This is a genomic window from Streptomyces sp. R41, assembly GCF_041053055.1.
Taxonomy (GTDB): Bacteria; Actinomycetota; Actinomycetes; order Streptomycetales; family Streptomycetaceae; genus Streptomyces.
Genome location: NZ_CP163443.1, coordinates 9,370,563 through 9,390,722, shown reverse-complemented (window position 1 = coordinate 9,390,722; position 20,160 = coordinate 9,370,563). Strand labels below are relative to the sequence as shown.

Annotated in this window: 18 protein-coding genes; 6 read left to right on the top strand and 12 right to left on the bottom strand. The window is 70.2% G+C overall.

Annotation, left to right across the window (positions count from 1 at the left end):
* The first annotated feature begins 50 nt into the window (after positions 1-50).
* Together AB5J53_RS42670 and AB5J53_RS42665 are read left to right on the top strand one after the other, a co-directional pair.
* On the top strand, positions 51-515 hold the full coding sequence (locus tag AB5J53_RS42670; RefSeq protein ID WP_369250950.1) for a universal stress protein: 465 nt from the start codon (positions 51-53) through the stop codon (positions 513-515).
* Positions 516-620: 105 nt separating this feature from the next.
* Positions 621-2,051, top strand: coding sequence for an amino acid permease (locus AB5J53_RS42665; RefSeq protein WP_369250949.1), 1,431 nt, complete (start codon positions 621-623; stop codon positions 2,049-2,051).
* Here the strand turns inward: AB5J53_RS42665 and AB5J53_RS42660 are convergent.
* A complete protein-coding gene (locus AB5J53_RS42660; protein WP_369250948.1) occupies positions 2,038-3,210 on the bottom strand; it encodes a CapA family protein in 1,173 nt (390 codons plus the stop codon). The genes AB5J53_RS42665 and AB5J53_RS42660 overlap by 14 nt on opposite strands.
* 275 nt (positions 3,211-3,485) lie before the next feature.
* Between AB5J53_RS42660 and AB5J53_RS42655 the strand changes: the two genes are divergently transcribed.
* The 3 genes from AB5J53_RS42655 (at position 3,486) to AB5J53_RS42645 (ending at position 5,528) form a co-directional block, all read left to right on the top strand.
* Positions 3,486-4,034, top strand: coding sequence for a sigma-70 family RNA polymerase sigma factor (locus AB5J53_RS42655; RefSeq protein WP_369250947.1), 549 nt, complete (start codon positions 3,486-3,488; stop codon positions 4,032-4,034).
* Between the two features lie 138 nt (positions 4,035-4,172).
* The gene (locus AB5J53_RS42650) at positions 4,173-4,688 is read left to right on the top strand and encodes a hypothetical protein (protein ID WP_369250946.1); all 516 of its coding nucleotides are present in this window, start codon (positions 4,173-4,175) and stop codon (positions 4,686-4,688) included.
* Between the two features lie 189 nt (positions 4,689-4,877).
* Complete coding sequence (locus AB5J53_RS42645; protein ID WP_369252827.1) at positions 4,878-5,528, top strand: zf-HC2 domain-containing protein; 651 nt, start codon at positions 4,878-4,880, stop codon at positions 5,526-5,528.
* Between the two features lie 219 nt (positions 5,529-5,747).
* Here AB5J53_RS42645 and AB5J53_RS42640 read toward each other — a convergent pair whose 3' ends face one another.
* From AB5J53_RS42640 to AB5J53_RS42630, 3 genes are all read right to left on the bottom strand, one after another.
* Positions 5,748-6,608 carry an Fpg/Nei family DNA glycosylase gene (locus tag AB5J53_RS42640; RefSeq protein WP_369250945.1) on the bottom strand — a complete coding sequence of 287 codons (861 nt, stop codon included), beginning with the start codon at positions 6,606-6,608 and terminating at the stop codon, positions 5,748-5,750.
* A 67-nt stretch (positions 6,609-6,675) separates the two neighbouring features.
* Positions 6,676-8,751: a SpoIIE family protein phosphatase gene (locus AB5J53_RS42635; protein ID WP_369250944.1), complete on the bottom strand. Its 2,076-nt coding sequence runs from the start codon at positions 8,749-8,751 to the stop codon at positions 6,676-6,678.
* Positions 8,752-8,828: 77 nt separating this feature from the next.
* Positions 8,829-10,241, bottom strand: a complete 1,413-nt coding sequence (locus AB5J53_RS42630) for a DUF6777 domain-containing protein (RefSeq protein WP_369250943.1) — start codon at positions 10,239-10,241, stop codon at positions 8,829-8,831.
* 116 nt (positions 10,242-10,357) lie between these two features.
* On the opposite strand from AB5J53_RS42630, the gene AB5J53_RS42625 reads away from it, so the two are divergent.
* The gene (locus AB5J53_RS42625) at positions 10,358-11,788 is read left to right on the top strand and encodes a lipase maturation factor family protein (protein ID WP_369250942.1); all 1,431 of its coding nucleotides are present in this window, start codon (positions 10,358-10,360) and stop codon (positions 11,786-11,788) included.
* Between the two features lie 323 nt (positions 11,789-12,111).
* Here AB5J53_RS42625 and AB5J53_RS42620 read toward each other — a convergent pair whose 3' ends face one another.
* Genes AB5J53_RS42620 through AB5J53_RS42585 form a run of 8 tightly spaced genes read right to left on the bottom strand, consistent with a single transcriptional unit; the run spans position 12,112 to position 19,991 of the window.
* Positions 12,112-12,951, bottom strand: coding sequence for an amidohydrolase (locus tag AB5J53_RS42620; protein WP_369250941.1), 840 nt, complete (start codon positions 12,949-12,951; stop codon positions 12,112-12,114).
* Complete coding sequence (locus AB5J53_RS42615; protein WP_369250940.1) at positions 12,948-13,262, bottom strand: L-rhamnose mutarotase; 315 nt, start codon at positions 13,260-13,262, stop codon at positions 12,948-12,950. The genes AB5J53_RS42620 and AB5J53_RS42615 overlap by 4 nt, the downstream gene beginning before the upstream one ends.
* On the bottom strand, positions 13,259-14,245 hold the full coding sequence (locus tag AB5J53_RS42610) for an aldo/keto reductase (protein ID WP_369250939.1): 987 nt from the start codon (positions 14,243-14,245) through the stop codon (positions 13,259-13,261). Before AB5J53_RS42610 ends, AB5J53_RS42615 begins: the two co-directional genes overlap by 4 nt.
* Entirely contained in the window at positions 14,242-15,015 is a 774-nt protein-coding gene (locus AB5J53_RS42605) for an SDR family NAD(P)-dependent oxidoreductase (protein ID WP_369250938.1), read from the bottom strand. Before AB5J53_RS42605 ends, AB5J53_RS42610 begins: the two co-directional genes overlap by 4 nt.
* Positions 15,012-16,367, bottom strand: a complete 1,356-nt coding sequence (locus tag AB5J53_RS42600) for an L-fuconate dehydratase (protein ID WP_369250937.1) — start codon at positions 16,365-16,367, stop codon at positions 15,012-15,014. The genes AB5J53_RS42605 and AB5J53_RS42600 overlap by 4 nt, the downstream gene beginning before the upstream one ends.
* Before the next feature lie 36 nt (positions 16,368-16,403).
* Positions 16,404-17,432, bottom strand: a complete 1,029-nt coding sequence (locus tag AB5J53_RS42595; RefSeq protein WP_369250936.1) for an ABC transporter permease — start codon at positions 17,430-17,432, stop codon at positions 16,404-16,406.
* Positions 17,425-18,918 (bottom strand): sugar ABC transporter ATP-binding protein, encoded by a 1,494-nt coding sequence (locus AB5J53_RS42590; protein WP_369250935.1) that lies wholly within the window; start codon positions 18,916-18,918, stop codon positions 17,425-17,427. Before AB5J53_RS42590 ends, AB5J53_RS42595 begins: the two co-directional genes overlap by 8 nt.
* Positions 18,915-19,991: a sugar ABC transporter substrate-binding protein gene (locus tag AB5J53_RS42585; RefSeq protein WP_369250934.1), complete on the bottom strand. Its 1,077-nt coding sequence runs from the start codon at positions 19,989-19,991 to the stop codon at positions 18,915-18,917. Before AB5J53_RS42585 ends, AB5J53_RS42590 begins: the two co-directional genes overlap by 4 nt.
* Between the last annotated feature and the right edge of the window lie 169 nt (positions 19,992-20,160).

The window sequence follows — 20,160 nt, the reverse complement described above, 5'->3', positions numbered from 1 at the left end:
CGTCTCCCCCCACGGGGGCGGGACCTGCGGTTTCCGGTAGCCTCACAGCCGTGACGGAACAGCAGCACTCGCATCGGTTCGAGCGGGGTACGGACGGTCCCAAGGTCATCGTCGTCGGGTTGGACGGCTCCGACTCCTCGCTGCGCGCTGCGTCATATGCCGGTGGCCTGGCCCGACGGCAGCACGCGCTGCTCGCCGTCGTGTACGTCCAGCCCGTGATGGCGGCGGGGGCGGCGCTCGGGGTGCCGGTCGCCGAGACGACCGACGAGATCGCCGAGGGCCTCGTCGCGCAGATCCGGGACGCGGCCGAGCGGGTCAAGGGGATATTCGACGTGCGCTGGGAGTTCCACACCTTCCGCGGCGACCCCTACAACGGCCTGGTGACTGCCGCGGACGAGCTCAAGGCGGACGCCGTGGTGGTCGGCGCCTCCGAGCAGGCGGGACACCGGATCATCGGGTCGGTGGCGATCCGGCTGGTGAAGGCGGGGCGCTGGCCGGTCACGGTCGTGCCGTAGGTCTTTTGGGCCGCCCGCGGCTCGCGTGGCATCTTTCGCCGCGGCCGCCGCTGGGCCATCATGATCCGCCGTCAGCCGATTGCCGTCTGCGAAGAGGTGAGGCTCATGGCCGGGCTCCGAATGGGTGAAGGCATTCTCCGCCGCAAACCCATCGAACACATCGAAGAGACCGAAATCGGGGTGGGCCCGAAACTCGACCGGACGCTCGGTCTGTGGCAGCTGACCGCCATCGGTGTCGGCGGCATCATCGGTGCGGGCATCTTCACCCTCGCCGGCACGGTCGCGAACGGCACGGCCGGGCCCGCCGTCGTCGTGTCGTTCCTCATCGCGGGCGTCGCGAGCGCCGCGGCCGCGCTGTCGTACGCGGAGTTCGCGGGCCTCATCCCGAAAGCCGGCTCGGCCTACACGTACGGCTACGCGGTGCTCGGCGAGTTCGCGGGCTGGTTCATCGGCTGGGACCTGCTCCTGGAGTACACGGCGATCGTGGCGGTGGTCGCGATCGGCATCTCCGGGTACTTCAGCTTCCTGGTCGAGGAGATGGGCGCGAACCTGCCCGACTGGATGCTGGGCGCGCCCGGGACCGGCTCCGGGCACCGGGTCGATCTGTTCGCCGCGATCCTGTGCGTGCTCATCGCGTGGCTGCTGAACATGGGCATCAAGAACGCGGCCCGCTTCGAGACGGTCGTGGTGGTGCTGAAGGTCCTGGTGGTGCTGATGGTGATCGGCGTGGGCGTCTTCCACATCAACACCGACAACTACCACCCGTTCTTCCCGTACGGGATCAGTGGCGCGTTCACCGGCGCGGCGACCGTCTTCTTCGCGGTCTTCGGGTACGACGCCATGTCGACGGCCGCCGAGGAGTCGAAGGACGCCCAGCGCCACATGCCGAAGGCGATCCTCTACTCCCTGGCGATCTCGATGGTGCTGTACGTGGCCGCCTGTCTGGTCCTGACGGGCATGCAGAACTACAAGGACATCGACAAGGAGAGCGGCTTCTCCACCGCGTTCAAGTCGGTGGGCCTGAGCGGTCTCGCGGATGTCATCGCGGTGGGAGCGATCATCGGCATCCTTACGGTCATGTTCACGTTCATGCTGGGCGTCACCCGTGTCTGGTTCAGCATGAGCCGGGACGGGCTCCTCCCCAGCTGGTTCGCGAAGACGCACCCGACGCGTCATGTGCCGACGCGTGTGACGTGGATCGTCGGGTTCGCGTCGGCCGCCATCGCCGGGTTCATCCCGATCGGTCAGGCGGCCGAACTCACCAACATCGGCATCCTGCTGGCGTTCGTGGTGGTGTGCGCGGCGGTGATCGTGCTGCGCTACCGGCAGCCGGACCTTCCGCGTACCTTCCGCACCCCGTGGATGCCGTTCGTGCCCGCCCTGGGCGTGGTCTTCTCCATCTGGCTGATCACGTTCCTGCAGTGGCAGACGTGGGTGCGGTTCGCGGTGTGGTTCGTGGTCGGTTGCGTCATCTACTTCGGGTACTCGTACAAGCGCTCGGAGCTGGCCAAGGACACCACGGCTACTTCCCCATGAGGAGCCCGTCCTGGGCCGCGCCCCGGCTCAGGACGACGCCCCGGATCCAGTCGCGTACGACGCCGACCGAGGCCCCCTGGTCCAGGGCGGCGTTGAGGTTGACCACGCGACCGGCGCCGAGGTCGAAGGCCTGCGGGAGGAACTCGGCCTTCGTCACCTCCCAGCGCCCGCCCCGGTGGGCGGGCGGGGCGAAGGTGAACCGCCCGATGGTGCTCTCGTTGGCGCGTGGGTCCTGGACGCCCTGCTGGTCGACCGTCCCGTCGGCGATCTGATCGCCAAGGCCATAGACGACCCAGGTGCCGTTCACCTTCTCGTACGCCTGCGGGACGTGCGCGTGGGTGCCGAGGATCAGGTCGACGTCGGGCCGCCCGTTCGTCTTGGAGGCGGTCAGCTGCGTGCTCAGCCGCACCTGCTGCTCGTCCGGCACGTCCTGCCACTCGGTGCCCCAGTGCAGGGAGACGACGACCACGTCGGCGCCCGCCGCCCGGGCGGCGCGGGCGTCCGCGACGATCCTGTCAGGGTCGATCAGGTTGACGGCCCAGGGCTGCTCCTGCGGAAGCGGAAAACCGTTGGTGCCGTTGGTGTACGCGAGATGCGCGACCTTGGCGGCGCCCGCGCGCAGCATGGTGACGCCGTTCGCCTCGTCCGCCGTGCGCGCCGACCCCGCGTGCCGTACGCCCGCGCGGTCCAGCGTGTCCAGGGTGCGCTGAATGCCGGCGGCGCCGTCGTCCAGGGCGTGGTTCGAGGCGGTGGAGCAGGCGTCGTAGCCCGTCGCGGCGAGACCCTCGGCCACCTGCGGCGGGGAGCTGAAGTTCGGGTACCCGGTGTAGTCGCCGTCCGCGCCGTACACGGTGTCCATGTGACAGATCGCCAGGTCGGCGCCGGCCACGACGGGTTCGACCGCCGCGAACATCGGCCGGAAGTCGTACCCGTTGCCTCCCGCATAGGTCTTCGCCCGCTCGATGATCGTGCCGTGCGGCAGCACGTCGCCCGAGGCGACGAGGGTGAAGCCGGGTGCGGCGGAAGGGGCGGAGGCGGCGGGCTGTCCACCGGGTCCGCTGGGCGCTGCCGCCGACGGCCCCTGGGCCCGGCAGCCCGCGGTGGCCGCGATGAGTACGGCCGCGAGGGCCGTGGTGGTCTGTCGCCTGCGTGTGGTCATCAGCGGGCCCCAATACGGTCCAATTTTCCCATTAATGAGTAGGAATCCACATACAAGGGGCGCCCAGAGTCAAGGAGCAACGACACCTTTAGCCCGTCCGGCGTTCGAGGACGAGCCGTCAGGGCGAACGGGGGTGCGGGGGCGGAGCCCCGGCGACAGAGGACCCCACCCCGATGGACCGTTCATCGCACCGTTCACCGACGGCTTCGACCGCCCACCGCAGACCCGCGCCCCGCCCCTGTCCCCGCGGAGCGGCACCCGCTGGCATACACGCCATGACGGCCGGAACCACCACCATCACGCACGGGACGACCGCCGAGCACGAGCTGGCCGCGCTGCAGCGCGAGCACGGCCGACCCCTCTTCGCGCTGCTGCTGCGCCTGTCCGACGGCGATCGGCAGCGCGCCGAGGACTTGGTGCAGGAGACGTTCGTACGCGCCTGGCAGCACCCCGAGGCGCTGCGTGCCGACGACTTCGACTCCGTACGCCCCTGGCTGCTCACCGTCGGGCGGCGGCTCGCGATCGACGCGCGGCGGGCCCGTCAGGCGCGCCCGGCGGAGGTCGGCGACGCGGTGCTGGAGAGTGCGCGTGTCTGTGCCGATCACGCCGAACGGTCCGCGGCGATGCTCGATGTGCGGGAGGCTGTGAAGACACTCACTCCGGAGCACCGTGAAGTCCTGGTGCAGGTGTACTTCCAAGGGGCGAGTGTGGCGGAGGCCGCCGCGGCGCTCGGAATTCCGCCCGGTACGGTGAAGTCTCGCGCGTACTACGCGCTGCGCGCCCTGCGCCGGGTTCTTCCGGGATACGCGGCCGACCTGCGGTGAAACCGAAGGCCGAGTCAAACCTCCGTAAAGCGCCTTGCTGAGGACCATGGTTGAGCACTCAGCTTGCCTCATCCGTGTTCCGGACTGGGGGCCCGGGGTCGGGCGACGCGCACGCCAACCGGAGGAAGGCAGGAAGGGATGCTGCACAGAGGTCAAGAGAGCACGGACGGCACCGGCGGTGGCGAACTCACCGTCCCCATGGCGTGGTTGTACGCCGAGTACATCGCCGACGAACTGCTGCGGACCGGCGACCTGATGCCGCCCACGTCCTTCGAGTTCCGCGCCGGGCGCGACGCGCTGGCGCTGACCATCTTCCTCTCCGACAGCGACGGTGAGCTCTCCGGGATCCGGGTCGTCACTCAGCTGGAGACGTGGCTTTCGCTGACGGCGTACGACCAGCCGTGGCAGGACTGGGTGCGGGAGCACATGGCACGGCTCGTGGCCGAGGCTGCCGCATCCGGCGCTCCCGCTCCGGACCTGGCGCTGGCGTCGGCTGCCTGGCGCTGGCTGGAGGAGACCGAGCTGCTCGCTCCCGACCTGGACGCGGTGCCCGGCGGCGGCCCGGTTCCGGGCGAGGACGACGGTCCGAAGGTGTGGACGCCGGCCTGGCGGCTGGGGCTGCCGCTGGGGCATCTGGCGATCCACCTGTTCTGACCGCCACGTCCGACCACACTTCCGAGCAACTTTTTTGCGCTCGCACCAATCCGCGGGCCCTCTCGCTCCGAATGTCTTGGCCGCTATTCCGGACGGGTCTTGAGTGATTCGACGGTCTGGTGCGTACCGGTGGGCAACAGCAACACCACCCCCACCCCGCACCATCGCCACAAGGATTCGGTATTCGGTATGAGGTCCCTGGAACGGCATCGTGACGTCGGCGCCTACGCGCTCGGCGTGCTGGACGAGGCGGACGCCTTCCGCTTCGAGGATCACCTCATGGAGTGCCCCAGCTGCACGGCGCACGTGAGTGAGTTCCGTCCCGCCGCGCGGCAGTTGATGCTGTACCGACGGGCCACACCGCGCTCCGTACACCCGTTCGCAGCCCCCGGGCCCCGGCTTCGCGACCGACTGCTCAATGAGGTGGCGACGCGGCACCGAGCCGGGCGCAGGCGCTGGCTGTACGCGGTGGCGGCCTCCGTGGTTTTCGCCGCGGGCGGGCCCGCGATCGCGATCGTCACCGCGCACGATCCACAGTCGACACAGGTCGCCGCGACGGACACCGAGACCGGGGTGTGGGCCCAGGTCACGACCCAGGACCGGGTCTGGGGCAGTCAGGTCGAGGTCGAGGTCAAGGACGCCGGGGGCCCTCGGCCCTGTCAGCTCATCGCCGTGGGCAACGACGGCTCGGAGCAGACGGTGACGAGCTGGATGGTGGCGCCGCACAACGGCGAGGCCACCAGCATGGAGGGCGGCGCGGCGCTCCAGACCGAGGAGATCAGCCGGTTCGAGGTGCGCACGATGGACGGCAAACACCTGGTGACGCTCAAGTCCCACTGAGCACAGCGGCTCCGCCGAACACGGTGGTTCCGACTGAGCACCGCGGTCCGACTGAGCACCGCGGTCCCACTGAGCACCGCGGTCCCACTGAGCACCGCGGTCCCACTGAGCACCGCGGTCCCGCCGAGCGGTCGAGGCCCGCCGAGCGCTCAAGTCCCGCTGATCAACCGCTCTTTCGCTCCTTGAGTACGGCCGTGAGCACGACTCTGTGAGCACCGCCTACTTGAGCAGCCGGGACAACCGGCGGTCCGCCAGCGGCTTGCCGCCCGTCTGGCAGGTCGGGCAGTACTGCAGCGCGGAGTCGCTGAAGGAGACCTCGCGGATGGTGTCGCCGCACACCGGGCAGGGCTCGCCCGTCCTGCCGTGCACCCGCAATCCGCTCTTCTTCTCCGCCTTCAGGCGCCCGGCGGCCAGCCCGTGGGAGCGCTCGACCGCCTCGGTGAGCGTGGAGCGCAGCGCCTCGTACAGGCGTCGTGTCTCCTCGGGTGTCAGCGAGGAGGCGAGCTTGAAAGGCGACATCTTGGCGGCGTGCAGGATCTCGTCGCTGTACGCGTTCCCCACTCCCGCGATCAGGCTCTGGTCGCGCAGCGCGCCCTTCAGCCGGCGCCGCTCGCCCTGCAGCAGCTTGGCGAACCGCACCTCGTCGAAGTCGTCGGCGAGCGGGTCGGGGCCGAGGCGGGCCACGCCGGGGATCTCCGCCGGGTCCCATGCGACATACACGGCGAGCCGCTTCTGGGTGCCCGCCTCGGTGAGGTCGAAGCCCTCTCCGGTCTCCAGCGCGACACGCAGCGCGAGCGGGCCCTTGCCGGGGCGGGCCGGGCCGTCCGGCAGCGTGTCCTTCCATTGCAGCCAGCCCGCGCGGGCCAGGTGCGTCACGAAGTGCAGGCCCTCCGCCTCGATGTCGAGGAACTTGCCGTGCCGGTGCACGGCCGTGACCTCGCGCCCCTCGAAGGCGGTGACGGGCGGGTCGTAGGTCTTCAGGACACTGATGGCGACGGGCAGCACGCGCACGACCTCGCGTCCGACGAGATGGTCGGCCAGGAAGTCCTTGAGCGCTTCGACCTCGGGCAGTTCCGGCATGGATCCAGGGTGCCACCCGGCACCGACAACACCACCCGAAACCCGACAGCCTCCGGTGCACCGCTGGTCAGACCCGTGCCGGGACGATGAACTCGCACCACACGCACTTGCCGCCGCCGCGGGCCTCCACGCCCCAGACGTCGGTCAACCGGTCGACGAGGAGGAGGCCGCGGCCCGACACGCCGGACTCGCCTGCCTCGCGGCGGCGCGGCAGGGCGCTGGAGGAGTCCTCGACCTCGGCGCGCAGCCTGCGGTCGGAGCCGGCGAGGACCCGCAGGGTGACGATGGCGGAGCCCTCGGTGTGCATCAGGGCGTTGGTGATCAGTTCGTCGGCGACGAGCTCGACCTCGTCGGCGCGCTCGCCGGCGCCCCAGGCACGAACCGCGGCGCGGATCATGTGGCGGGCCTCGGTGAGCGCCTCGGGGTCGCCCGGGGCGACGTGCTGTTGGAGACGTCCGCCGGCCTGCTGGGTGGTGAGACCCTGGCGGCGCAGGAGCAGCAGCGCCACGTCGTCGTCGCCGCCGCGCTCCTCGGCCACGTCGATGAGCGCGGCGGCGAGGTCGCGGACGTCCTCGGGGCCCGAGCGGATGAGCCCCTTGAGGGTGTGCATGCCCTCGTCGAGGTCGATACCGGGCTGTTCGACGAGCCCGTCGGTGTACAGCAGCAGCGTCTGGCCCGGGTCCAGCTCGACGGTGTCGACCGGGTATTCGAGGCGGCCGAACTCCGCGGACAGCCCGAGCGGCAGACCTCCCTCGACCGCGAGTCGGCGACAGGTTCCGTCGGTCTGCCGGATCAGCGGGTCGATATGGCCCGCGCGGACCAGCTGGACCACTCCGGTGGACAGGTCGGCCTCCGCGTACAGGCAGGTCGCGAAGCGGTCGGTGTCGAGTTCGTCGAGGAAGACCGAGGCGCGGGCCATCACGGTGGCGGGGGTGTGGCCCTCGGCGGCGTAGGCGCGCAGGACGATGCGCAGCTGGCCCATGACGGCCGCGGCGTGCGTGTCGTGACCCTGGACGTCACCGATGACGGCGCCGACCCGGCCGCCGGGCAGTGGTATCACGTCGTACCAGTCGCCGCCGATGTCGCGGCCGAGCGAGGCGGAGCGATAGCGGACGGCGATGTCGGCGCCGGGGACGCTGGGGATGGAGCGCGGCAGCATGGCCTGCTGGAGGCCCTGGGCGAGGTCCTTCTCCTGCTCGTAGAACATGGCGCGCTGGAGGCTCTGCGCGATGCTGCTGCCGAGCGCCACGAGGACGTTGCGCTCCTCCGCCGAGAAGCCGCGCCGGTCGTTGTAGAGCAGACCTATCGCGCCGATGGGTCTGGCCTGCACGATGAGCGGCAGATACGCGGCCGAGGTGATGTTCAGGTCGGTGATGTTGGGCCACAGCAGGGGATACGACGCCGCGAACTCCTCCGGCGACTCGATGAAGTGCGGCGCGAGGTTCCGTACGACCTCGTTCATCGGGTACTTCGCGTCGAGGCGCGTGACCCGGGTGCCGGGCACGTAGCTGTCCTCGGGGCCCGTGGCGACCAGGCGGATGCGGCCGGCCTCCACCAGGCCCATGACCAGGCTCGTCGCCCCGAGGTGGGTGAGGCCGTGGGTGTCTTCCAGGACCTCGATGACGTCCTGGACGGTGCGGGCGTGCGCGAGCGCCGCCGTGGTGATCTGGACGACGTTCGTCTGCTGGCGCCGGGCCTCGTCCTGGGCGGCCTGTTCGCGGCGCGCCGCGCTCTCGCTCAGCTCCTCCGTGGCGTCGCGGACGATGCCGATGATCCGGTGCGGTTTGCCGGTCCCGTCGCGGCGGATGTAGCCCTGGGTGTGGGTCCAGCGCATGGAACCGTCGCGGCGACGGACGCGGAAGTAGGCGCCGTAGTTCTCGCTGCCGTCCTTGAGGGCCTGGGACACGATGGTGTCGAGGCGGTGGCCCTCTGCCCGTGGCACCCGCACGGCCAGGCTCTCGGGGTAGCCGTCGTACTCGTCGGGGCGCACATCGAATATCTCGTGGGCCTGGGCGTCCATGTGGAACAGACCGGAGTCCAGGTCCCAGTCGAAACTGCCCATGCGGTTGAGCGCCAGGATCGGATCCGGGTGGGCGGGCCAGTCGTCCGGGAGTGCCAGGGCGCTCGCTCCCCGATCAACCATGGGGCCACCTTGCCAGGATTCGCCTGATTATTCGACTTCTGGGGAGCTCGTCTCCGGGCTCCCCTCCGAGCGGGCGCTCAGCTGTCGAAGACGTCGGTCGGGGCGTCGAAGATGCTGTCCACGCCAGGCGACTCGTCCGGGATCAGACCACCGCCGTCGGGCACGTCGGGGCTGTCCGGGACGGTGTCGGGACCGATGTCCTCGCTCCCTGTACCGCTCGACTCGCTCGACGGGTCGAGGGGCGACGCGGGCTCCTCGGACGCGGACCGGTCAGGTGCGGCAGAGCGCGTCTCCGGACCGGTGCTCTCGTCCGAGGGAGGCTTGCCCGACGGGGTCCCGTCCGAGGGGGCCGGTGTGCTCTCGGGCGCCGTCGTCGGCGACGCCGTGGCGGTGTCCGTGGGGCACTGCGAGCGCTCTGCCGCCGGATCCCCCGACGCGTCGGCCGAGGGCCTGAGCCTCGCCGCGTCGAACAGCGGGGCCTCGGAGTCGCCGGTCCCGCCCGGCGCGGTCTCGGTCGCTCCCGGCGTGACGGTCGACGTCCCTGTGGGAGCTGTCTCGGTCGCTCCCGGTGTGACGGTCACCGTCTCCGCGGGCGTGACGCAGTCGGGCTCCGATGCGTGGGGCCGCGGGCTCTTCTTGGTCGGGGAGGCGCTGGGTTCCCCCTCGCCCGGGTTCCGGGGCCGCGTCCAGTCGTCGGACGGTGGTACGGCGTGGTCGTGGTGGCCGTCGTCACCGATCCTGCGCTCGATCCAGGTGTTGTCGACGATGCTGATGATCGTGATGTTGTTGATCACGGTGGGCGCCGGGGTCACCACGACGACCTGGGCGGGCTGATATCCGGACCAGGGCCGGCCCTGAGTGACCGGGTTGCCCCGGAGGGCGGCGGGCTGGTTCAGCGGGTTGCCGCAGGCGCAGCGGACGCGGGGCACGCCCCGGTTGTCGACGAGGACGGCGGTGCCCGCCTGGAGCACCGACTGGAAGCTGGTCGCCCGTCCGTCGCTGAAGCCGTGGTCGGTGACCCGCGTGTCGGCGCGCAGCTCGACCGAGGTCAGACCGCGCAGGAAGCCCGGGACGGCTGCCTCGGAGATCCCCGAGGCCTCAGCGAAGGCACGGGCCTTGCTCCGGTCCGCGGTCAGAAACCCGATCTGCTTCTCGACGTCGCAGCTGCCGACGTTCCGGGTACCGCCGTAGAGACCCGGCGTGGAGCCCGAGATGGAGCGCACGCCCTGCGCGACGGAGCCGTTCCCAGTGGACTTCGGTTGCGGCATTCGGGTGACGTGTGGCGTGGTCGCCGTGGAGTCGGTGAAGGGATCGGGCCCCTGCGCCGCGACGGGCTGGAGGAATACCTCACCGCCCGATCCGCCGGACGCCACCTGGCTCTTCTGGTTGTCGCCGCCGCACCCGGCGACGAGGAGCGCCGCCCACAGCACGCAGGCCGTGACGAAGGTTCTGGTGGGTATGCGCACCACTGTTCCGGTGGGTCTGTGCACCACGTTCTCCCGTTCATCCCGGGCAATTCGTCCACCATTGTCTGCGTCGCCCAGTTGGCTTACGCAAGCGGAGGCGGTCACCCAGCGTCACAATGGGAGGGAGAGGAGCACTCGCCGTGGAGTGGTTCATCGCACCCGAGTACTGGCTGAGCCGGTTGGTCTTCCAACGGGCGCTGGCCGTCGTGTACCTCGTCGCGTTCCTGGGCGCGGCTCTGCAGTTCCGCGCGCTGACCGGGGAGCGCGGGATGCTGCCGGTCCCCCGCTTCGTGGCGCTCGTGCCGTTCCGTGACGCGCCGAGCGTGTTCCACTGGCACTACTCGGACCGCTTCTACGCGGCCTGGTCCTGGACGGGCTGCGCGGTGTCCGTGGCGCTGATCGCGGGCCTCGACTCGCAACTGCCGCTCTGGGGCGGGATGTTGCTGTGGACCGTTCCGTGGGCGCTGTATCTGTCGATCGTCAACGTCGGCCAGACGTGGTACTCGTTCGGCTGGGAGTCCCTGCTCCTGGAGGTGGGCTTCCTCGCGGTCTTCCTCGGCAACGACGAGGTGGCCCCGCCGATCGTCGTCCTCTTCCTGCTGCGCTGGGTGCTGTTCCGCGTCGAGTTCGGCGCCGGGATGATCAAGATGCGGGGCGACGCGTGCTGGCGGAAGCTGACCTGCCTGCACTACCACCACGAGACACAGCCGATGCCGGGCCCGCTGAGCTGGTTCTTCCACCATCTCCCGAAGCCGTTCCACCGGGTCGAGGTGGCCGCCAACCACGTCACCCAACTCGTGGTCCCGATCCTGCTGTTCACCCCGCAGCCGATCGCGACGGCCGCCGCCTCGCTGATGATCCTCACTCAGCTGTGGCTGGTCCTGTCCGGCAACTTCTCCTGGCTGAACTGGATCACCATCGTGGTGGCCCTGTCGGCGGTCGAGTTCCCCACCACTCCCCCGCACGTGGCCGGCCCACCGCTCTGGTACGAGGTCGTGGTCCTCGCCGTGGCCGCGGGCCTGCTGGCCCTCAGCTACCGCCCGGCGCGCAATCTGCTCTCCCGGCGCCAGGTCATGAACCGCTCCTTCGACCCGCTCCACCTGGTCAACACCTACGGGGCATTCGGCAGTGTCAGCCGGGTGCGCTACGAGGTGATCCTCGAGGGCACGGCGGACGCCATGCCCTACGAGGAATCGGAGTGGCGGGAGTACGAGTTCAAGGGCAAGCCGGGCGATCCACGGTACTGGCCACGCCAGTTCGCCCCGTACCATCTGCGGCTCGACTGGCTGATGTGGTTCATCGCACTCTCCCCGGCGTACGCCGGTTCGTGGTTCACGGGTCTGGTGGAGCGGCTCCTGGAGAACGACCGTGACACGCTGCGACTGCTGCGCCGCTCCCCGTTCCCTCCCGACGCCCCGCCGCACTACATCCGCGCGCGCCTCTTCCGCTACCGGTACACGACCTGGCGCGAACTGCGGGAGACGGGCGCGTGCTGGCACCGCACATACGTACGCGACTTCCTGCCGCCGACGCGGCTGGAGACGGAGGCCGAGCGTCGTATTCCGTACTAGACGGCTCCCCGGAGGTCCACGTACCGCCCGGTGCGGGTCGACCAGCCGGCCGGCCAGGGCGGCAGTGACGGGAACGTCTCCGGTCCGCCGGCCCGGGTCGAGACTGGTGGACAGGTACCAGGGCAGGAGCAGGGTGCGGGCCGAGCGACGCCGAGGACTCCGCAGGCCCGGTCCAGTCCACCGCGGTCGTGTCCGCTGTCGTCGAGCGCCTGGGCCGGCAGCCGCGCCCGGAGGCGTGCGACGTGACCCGGTGCACACGTCGCCGCACGGCGCGCCGCCGCCCTCGCCGTGTGCGGCACGGCAGGGGCCGCAGGGGGCGAGGGTCAGATGCCGTAGACGCGGGTGGCGGTGCCGGCGAAGACGGCCTCCCTCTCGGCGTCACCGAGACCGGCCGTCAACTCCCCGGCGGTGCGGACGACTTTGCCGTACGTCGCCGCCAGCGTGCAGACCGGCCAGTCGGAGCCGAACATCAGGCGGCCGGGGCCGAAGGCCTCCAGAACCGTGTCGGCGTACGGGCGCAGTGTGTCGGTCGTCCAGGCTGCGGGGTCGGCCTCGGTGACCATGCCCGAGAGTTTGCACACGGTGTTGGGAAGTGCGGCGAGCGCTCGGATGTCCGACGCCCATGGTTCGAGGTCGCCCGACGCGATCGGCGGCTTGCCCAAGTGGTCCAGGACGAAGGTGAGTTCGGGCAGGGCGGCGGCGGCCTTGGCGCAGGCCGGGAGCTGGTGCGGTACGACGACCAGGTCGTAGACGAGCCCCGCTTCGGCCACGGCGGCAAGCCCCCGGCGTACGTCCGGGCGCAGCAGCCATTCGGGGTCGGGCTCGCCCTGGACCTGGTGTCGGATGCCCTTGAGGTACGCGCCGCCCGGCAGCTCCCGCAGCCGTGCCAGCTCGTCGGCCACGTCCGGGCGGGTCAGGTCGCTCCATCCCACCACCCCCGCCACCAGCTCGCTCTCCGCCGCGAGGGCGAGGAACTCGGGGGTCTCCTGCGGGACGGTGATCGTCTGCACCAGGACCGTGCGGTCGAACCCGGCGTCCCGCGCCCGCGGCTCGAGATCCGCGAGGGTGAAGTTCCGTCGCAGGGGCTGGAGTTCGGGTCCCGTGATCCAGTCCTGGTCGCGGACGGAGAGGTCCCACACATGGTGGTGCGCGTCCACGCTCACGGCAGCTCCCACACGACCGGCAGACCGGCGTCCGCGCCCTCGTCGGAGTAGTCGTGGACGACGTCGAGGAGTTCGGCCATGCGGGCCTGCCAGGCGATGTTGACCGGCAGTTTCTCCAGTTCGGCGAGCATCCGCCCGTAGTCCTCGCACTCCAGGACGTGGAAGAGATCGGTCCCGCTGCGCCAGATCGTCCAGGAGGTGGCTCCGGCCGCGCGGATCGCGGCGGTCAGCTCGGCCGGGACCTCGCGGTGCGCGGCCTCGTATTCGGCGACACGGTCCGCGCGGACCTTGGTGTGCAGCGCGACTCTCATGACGGCTCCTGTACGGGTACGGGGGCAGCGGCGGGCAGCAGTCCTTCCGCGAGCAGTTCCACCCAGAACTCCAAGGGCACCGGCTTCGCGAACTGCCGTACACAGTCGCGGACTTCGTCCGCCGAGCGGGCACCGACCAGCACGCTCGCGACGGCCGGGTGGGCGGCCGGGAAGGTCAGGGCGGCGGCGCGCAGCGTGGTGCCGTGCCGCTCGGCGACAGCCTTCAGGCGCAGGGCCCGTTCGAGCAACTCGGCTGGCGCGGCGCTGTAGTTGAACGTCGCTCCCGGCCGCGGGTCGGCCAGCAGACCGGAGTTGAAGGCACCGCCGATCACGACGGACGTACCGCGCTCCTGGGCGTCGGGCAACAGCTCGGTCAGCGCCCGGTGGTCGAGCAGTGTGTAGCGGCCCGCGCACAGCACCACGTCGACGTCCGTCTCGCGGACGAAGCGGGTGAGCATCTCGGCCTGGTTCATGCCGGCGCCGATCGCGCCGACCACGCCTTCCGAGCGGAGCTTCTCCAGGGCGGGGTAGCCCTCGCGGAAGGCCTGCTCGGCGTGGTCGTCCGGGTCGTGCAGGTAGACGACGTCCACCCGGTCGAGGCCGAGCCTCTCGAGGCTGGCGTCCAGGCTGCGTCGTACGCCGTCCGCGCTGAAGTCCCAGACGCGGCGGTGCGTGGCGGGCACGGCGAAGCCGTCGGCCAGATCGTCGCCGCCCGCGTCCGTGGGCTCCAGGAGGCGGCCCACCTTGGTGGAGACGGTGTACTCGGCGCGGGGCCGCTCACGCAGGGCCGCCCCGAGGCGCCGCTCGGAGAGCCCGATGCCGTAGTGCGGCGCGGTGTCGAAGTAGCGGATGCCTCCCGCCCAGGCCGCCTCGACCGCCTCGTACGCCTGCTCGTCGGTGACCGCGGTGAACAGGTTGCCGATGCCCGCGGCGCCGAAGGACAGCTCGCTGACCTCGACGCCGCTGCTGCCGAGCGTGCTCACTGGCCCACCGGGCGCAGGCGCAGACCCTGCATGCCGCCGTCGACGGCGAGCGCGGTGCCGGTGGTCGCTGCGGACAGCGGGCTCGCCAAGTAGGCGATGGCACCCGCGACTTCGGCTGCCGAGACGAGGCGGCCGGTGGGCTGGCGGGCCTCCAGCGCGGCGCGTTCGGCGACCGGGTCGGGCGCCGCGTCGAGCAGGCGGCCGACCCAGGGCGTGTCGACCGTTCCGGGGTTCACGCAGTTCACGCGGATGCCCTCTCGGACGTGGTCGGCGGCCATGGCCAGGGTGAGCGAGAGGACTGCGCCCTTGGAAGCCGAGTACAGGGCGCGCTGGGGCAGGCCCGCGGTGGCGGCGATGGAGCAGGTGTTCACGATGGCCGCGTGCGCGGACTCGCGCAGCCGGGGCAGGGCGGCGCGGGCCGTACGGACCATGCCGAGGACGTTGACGTCCAGGACCCGGTGCCACTGCTCGTCGTCGTTGTCCTCGACGGTGCCCTGGGCGCCGATGCCCGCGTTGTTGATCAGTACGTCGAGGCCGCCGAGGTCCGCGACCGCCGCGGCCACCGCCGAGCGTACGGACGCGTCGTCGGTGACGTCGGCACGGTAGCCGAGCAGCGGCTTCTCGACCGAGGAAGGGTCGAGGTCGAGGACGGCGACCTGCGCGCCGCGCGCGGCGAGGAGGTCGGCGGTGGCCCGGCCGATGCCGGAGGCGCCGCCGGTCACCAGCGCCTTGAGTCCCTCGAAGTCCTGAGCGCCCTGAGCGTCCGTCATGCCGCTTCCCCCTTCTGGTCGGTGAGAGCCTGCTGGGCGAGATCGGCGGCCCAGAAGGTACCGCCGGGGTAGGTGAACTCCGCGATGGACTCGGGCCGCATGGTCGACGAGAAGCCCGGCGTGGAGGGTGCCATGTAGTGACCCTCGCGGATCACCACCGGGTCGCGGAAGTGGTCGTGCAGGTGGTCGACGTATTCGATGACCCGGTCGTCGGTGGTTCCGGACAGCGCCACGAAGTCGAACATCGAGAGGTGCTGGACGAGTTCGCACAGCCCGACGCCTCCGGCGTGCGGGCAGACGGGCACGCCGAACTTGGCCGCGAGGAGCAGGATGGCGAGGTTCTCGTTGACGCCGCCGACGCGGGCCGCGTCGATCTGCAGGACGTCGATGGCGCCGGCCTGGAGCAGCTGCTTGAAGATGATGCGGTTCTGCACGTGCTCGCCGGTGGCGACCTTGACCGGGGCGACGGCCCTGCGGACGGTGGCGTGGCCGAGGACGTCGTCGGGGCTCGTCGGCTCCTCGATCCAGTAGGGCTGGAACTCGGCGAGCGCCTTGGTCCAGGTGATCGCCTCGTCGACGTTCCAGCGCTGGTTGGCGTCGATGGCGATGCGGATGTCCGGGCCGACCACGGAGCGGGCGACACGGCAGCGGCGTACGTCGTCCGCCAGGTCCGCGCCCACCTTCAGCTTGATCTGTGTGAAGCCGTCGGCGACGGCCTCGGCGGCGAGCCGGGTGAGTTTCTCGTCGCTGTAGCCGAGCCAGCCGGGCGAGGTGGTGTACGCCGGGAAGCCCTGTGCCCCCAGAGTCGCGGCGCGTTCGGTGGCCCCCTGCTTGCCCCGCCGCAGCAGGTCCAACGCCTCTTGCGGCGTCAGCGCGTCCGTGATGTAGCGGAAGTCGACCTGGCGTACCAGCCATTCCGGCTCGGCGTCGGCGAGCAGCTGCCACAGCGGCTTGTGCGCGCGTTTGGCGGCCAGATCCCATACGGCGTTGACTACGGCGCCGATCGCCATGTGCATCACGCCCTTCTCGGGTCCGAGCCAGCGCAGCTGGCTGTCACCGATCAGGTCGCGGCCGAGGGAACCGGGGTCGGCGCACAGCTCGTCGACGGACCGTCCGATCACATGCCCCCGCAGCGCGTCGATCGCGGCGACCTGGACATCATTGCCCCGCCCGATGGTGAAGGTGAAGCCGTGCCCCTCGGGGAAGTCGGCGGCGTCGGTGCGCAGCACGACGTACGCCGCCGAGTAGTCGGGGTCCGGGTTCATCGCGTCGGAGCCGTCGAGCTCGCGCGAGGTGGGGAAACGGATGTCGTAGGTGTCGACCGCGGTGATGCGAGCGGCAGTTGGGGACACGGGAGGCCTTTCGGTCGGTAACAGAGGCGACGACAGTCAGTCCTGGGCGCGGCCCGTGGTCACGCGGGCGATCAGGAGGGCGACCAGGATGATTCCGCCGTAGATGGCGTCGATCCAGAACGACGGCACCTGGGCCATGGTGAGCATGGTCTTGACCACGGCGAGCAGCAGAACTCCGGTGAGAGCCCCGAACATGGTGCCTCGGCCTCCGTCGAGGCTGATGCCTCCGATGACAGCGGCGGCAAACACGGTGAAGATCATGTTCTCGCCCTGGTTGGCACCGATCGCACCGACGTAACCCGTGTACATGACGCCGCCGATCGACGCGAGCACGCCTGCGACGACGTAGACACCCAGCCGAATCCGGTCCACCCGGATGCCTGCCGCGCGTGCCGCCTCCAGGTTGCCGCCGATGGCGTACAAGGATCGCCCCACACGGTGGTATTTGAGCAGGAATCCCGCGACGGCGAAGGACACCGCGGCCAGCCACGCCGACATGGGAACGTGCAGGAACGTGGTGGTGGCGAGCGAGAAGAACGCGTCAGGCATGCCGAAGAGCGTCTTGCCCTTGGTGGCACCGACCAGGAGGCCGCGCAGGATGATCAGCATGGCAAGCGTGACGATGAAGGCGTTCAACTTGAGCTTCACCACGAGCAAGCCGTTGAAGGTACCGATGCCGGCACCCACCAGGAGGATGGCCAGCAACGCAAGTGGGACGGGAAGTCCAAGGCCCCATCCGGACTGGGACGTCGGCAGGACGAGGAGCGCTCCGACGGCCGGCGCGATGCCGACCACGGACTCCAGTGAGAGATCGAACTTGCCGGTGATGAGCACCAATGACTCGGCCAGAACCACCATCGCGAGGGCGGCGGACGAGCCGAGGATGGAGATGAACGTGGCCTCGGTGAAAAACGAGTCGTTGAGCACCGCGCCGAGCACGATCAGCAATACCAGCGCCGGTAGCAGAGCGAGTTCACGCGCCTGCTGCAGGCGTACCGCCTTCGTCCTGCCGCCCCTGGACGGCCGCAGGGCGGCCTGACCCGGCGGGGCCTTCGTGTCAGCCATGGTCCACTCCTTCGATGGAGGCGATCAGCTCGTGGTCGTGCCAGCCCGCCGGGTGCTCGGCGACGACGCGGCCGTGGAAGAGGACGAGAACCCGGTCGCAGCGGCGCAGGTCGTCGAGTTCGTCGGAGACGACGAGCACGGCGGTGCCGTCCTCGCGGGCGCTGTCCATGCGGGAGAGCAGGGACTCCTTGGACTTCACGTCGACGCCCGCGGTGGGGTTGATGAGGACGAGAAGGCGCGGGTCCGAGGCGAGGGCGCGCGCCATGACGACCTTCTGCGCATTGCCTCCGGACAGATCGGAGACCGGCTGCTCGGGGCCCTCGGTGTGGATGTCGAGGCGTTCGATCAACTCGGTGGCGAAGCCGCGCTTGCGGTCGGTGCCGATGAACCCGTAGCTGCCGAGCCGGTTCAGGACGCTCATGGTGGTGTTGTCGCCGATGCTCATCGCGGCGACGAGACCCTGATCGTGCCGGTCGCGCGGGACACAGCCGACGCCCGCTTTGAGCGCGGCCTGTACGTCGCCGAACGGGAGCCGCTCGCCGTCGAGTCGGGCGGTGCCGCCGGTCGGCGTGTGCAGTCCCGCGAACGACTCGGCCAGCTCGATCTTGCCGCTGCCGCTGGAGCCGGCGAGACCGACGACCTCGCCGCGGCGGACGGTGAGGTCGATACCGTCGTACGCGTCCGAGGTCAGCCCCTCGACGTCGAGCATCACCGGCGCGTCCGCGGCCACGGACGCGCGCGTGGCCGTGTGCTCGGCGATCGACTCCCCCGCCATGGCCTCCACCAGCGCCGGGCGCGGGAGTTCGGCGACCGGAGCGGTGGTGATCCAGCGAGCGTCGCGCAGGACCGTCACCGTCTGGCACACCTCGTACACCTCCTGGAGGTGGTGCGAGATGAACAGGAAGGTGACGCCGGACTCCTGGAGTGCGCGCATCCGCGTGAAGAGCCGCTCGATCTCACGGTTGTCGAGCTGCGCGGTCGGCTCGTCGAGGACGATGAAGCGGGCGCCGAAGCTCAACGCCCGGGCGATCTCGACCATTTGACGATCCTCGACCTTGAGGTTGGCGGTCCGCGCGTCCGGGTCCACCCGCACGTCCCAGGTCTCCAGGACCTCGGCCGCCTGGGACTTCAACCGGCGCCAGCTGATGAAGCCGCCCCGGCCCACCGGCTGCCGGTTGATGAAGAGGTTCTCGGCGACCGTCAACTCCGGTACGACGGTGGGCTTCTGGTAGACGCAGGCAACTTTGCGACGCCAGGCGTCGCGGTCGGCGAGCGCGGGCGCGGGCTCGCCGTCGAAGCGGACCGTGCCCTCGTCGGGGGCCTGCAGGCCGGTGAGGATGGTGACGAGGGTGGACTTGCCCGCGCCGTTGCGGCCGACGAGGGCGTGCGACTCGCCCGGCAGGACGGTGAGTCGGCCGTCTTGGAGGGCGACGGTGGGGCCGTACCGCTTGGCCACCCCCCGCGCCTCCACCAGTGGTGTACTCATTTGACCGTGTTGCCCCAAAGCTTGGAGTCGTCCACGTTGTCCTTCGTCACCAGCGGCGCGGGCAGCTGGTCCTCCAGGATGCCGCTGGGCAGCTTGACGATCTCGGAGTCGTGGTCGGTCGGGCCCGGCTTGAACGTCTTCCCCTGCATCGCGGCCTTGATGTAGTACATGCCGTACCGGGCGTAGGCGTCGGCGGGCTGCGAGACGGTGGCGTCGATCTCACCCTTGCGGATGGCGTCGAACTCCTGCGGGATGCCGTCGTTCGAGACGATCGTGATGTGGCCCGCCTGGCCGGTCTTCTTGAGCATCCCCTTGGACTTGAGGGTCTGCAGGGTGGGCGCGAGGTAGACGCCGCCCGCCTGCATGTAGATGCCCTTGATGTCGGGGTTCGCGTTCAGGAGGGTGTCCAGCTTGGAGGCCGCCGTGTCGGACTCCCACTTGGCGGGGATCTCCAGGACCTTCAGCTTCGGGTAGTTCTTCTTCACACAGGAGCGGAAGGCCTCAGAGCGCTCACGGCCGTTGACGGAGGCCAGGTCGCCCATGATCTGCACGACCTTGCCGGAGCTGATCTGCTTGCCGAGGTACTCGCAGGCCTTCTCGCCGTACGCGACGTTGTTGGCCCGTACGACCATGGCGACCTTGCCCTTCTCGGGCGCCACGTCGACGGCGACCACGGGCACGCCCTTGCGCTCGGCCTGGTCGAGGCCCGCGGCGATCGCGGCGCTGTCCAGGGGGGCCACGACGAGGCCCTTCACGCCCTGGTTGAGCTGGTTGTTGATGTCGGTGATCTGCTGCGACGGGTCACTGTTGGAGTTGACGGTCTTGAGCGCGTCCACGCCCTCGGACTTCGCCATCTTCGGTACGTAGTCGTTGTACGACTGCCAGAACGGCGAGGTCAGCAGGGGCAGGATCACCCCGACCTTGCCGGTACCGCCGCCTCCCCCGCCGCCCGAGGCCACGGTGTCCTTGGTGCTGCCGCATGCCGCGAGCACGAGGGTCGCGCAGGCGGCCGCAGCCGCCGCACGCACCGCTCGCGACGAGATTCGCCTGTTCCGCACTGTTCTGCCGGCCATCTGACGGCTCCTCATTGAGCGTGATCGAGCAGGACGCGTGGCCGGAGGTCCCTCTACCGACCGGGACGAATATTTATCAGACCACTTCCCCCTCACAACACCCTCCGACGCCAAATTTTCCTACTTCCAAGCCATAGTGGTCCGACCACTCCGGTCGTTAGACTGCGGC

Coding starts and splice junctions, on each gene's coding strand:
- AB5J53_RS42650 (WP_369250946.1), top strand. CDS start 4,173: ATGCTGCACAGAGGTCAAGAGAGCACGGACGGCACCGGCGGTGGCGAA.
- AB5J53_RS42590 (WP_369250935.1), bottom strand. CDS start 18,918: ATGAGTACACCACTGGTGGAGGCGCGGGGGGTGGCCAAGCGGTACGGC.
- AB5J53_RS42585 (WP_369250934.1), bottom strand. CDS start 19,991: ATGGCCGGCAGAACAGTGCGGAACAGGCGAATCTCGTCGCGAGCGGTG.
- AB5J53_RS42640 (WP_369250945.1), bottom strand. CDS start 6,608: ATGCCGGAACTGCCCGAGGTCGAAGCGCTCAAGGACTTCCTGGCCGAC.
- AB5J53_RS42645 (WP_369252827.1), top strand. CDS start 4,878: ATGAGGTCCCTGGAACGGCATCGTGACGTCGGCGCCTACGCGCTCGGC.
- AB5J53_RS42635 (WP_369250944.1), bottom strand. CDS start 8,751: ATGGTTGATCGGGGAGCGAGCGCCCTGGCACTCCCGGACGACTGGCCC.
- AB5J53_RS42595 (WP_369250936.1), bottom strand. CDS start 17,432: ATGGCTGACACGAAGGCCCCGCCGGGTCAGGCCGCCCTGCGGCCGTCC.
- AB5J53_RS42615 (WP_369250940.1), bottom strand. CDS start 13,262: ATGAGAGTCGCGCTGCACACCAAGGTCCGCGCGGACCGTGTCGCCGAA.
- AB5J53_RS42665 (WP_369250949.1), top strand. CDS start 621: ATGGCCGGGCTCCGAATGGGTGAAGGCATTCTCCGCCGCAAACCCATC.
- AB5J53_RS42660 (WP_369250948.1), bottom strand. CDS start 3,210: ATGACCACACGCAGGCGACAGACCACCACGGCCCTCGCGGCCGTACTC.
- AB5J53_RS42655 (WP_369250947.1), top strand. CDS start 3,486: ATGACGGCCGGAACCACCACCATCACGCACGGGACGACCGCCGAGCAC.
- AB5J53_RS42605 (WP_369250938.1), bottom strand. CDS start 15,015: ATGACGGACGCTCAGGGCGCTCAGGACTTCGAGGGACTCAAGGCGCTG.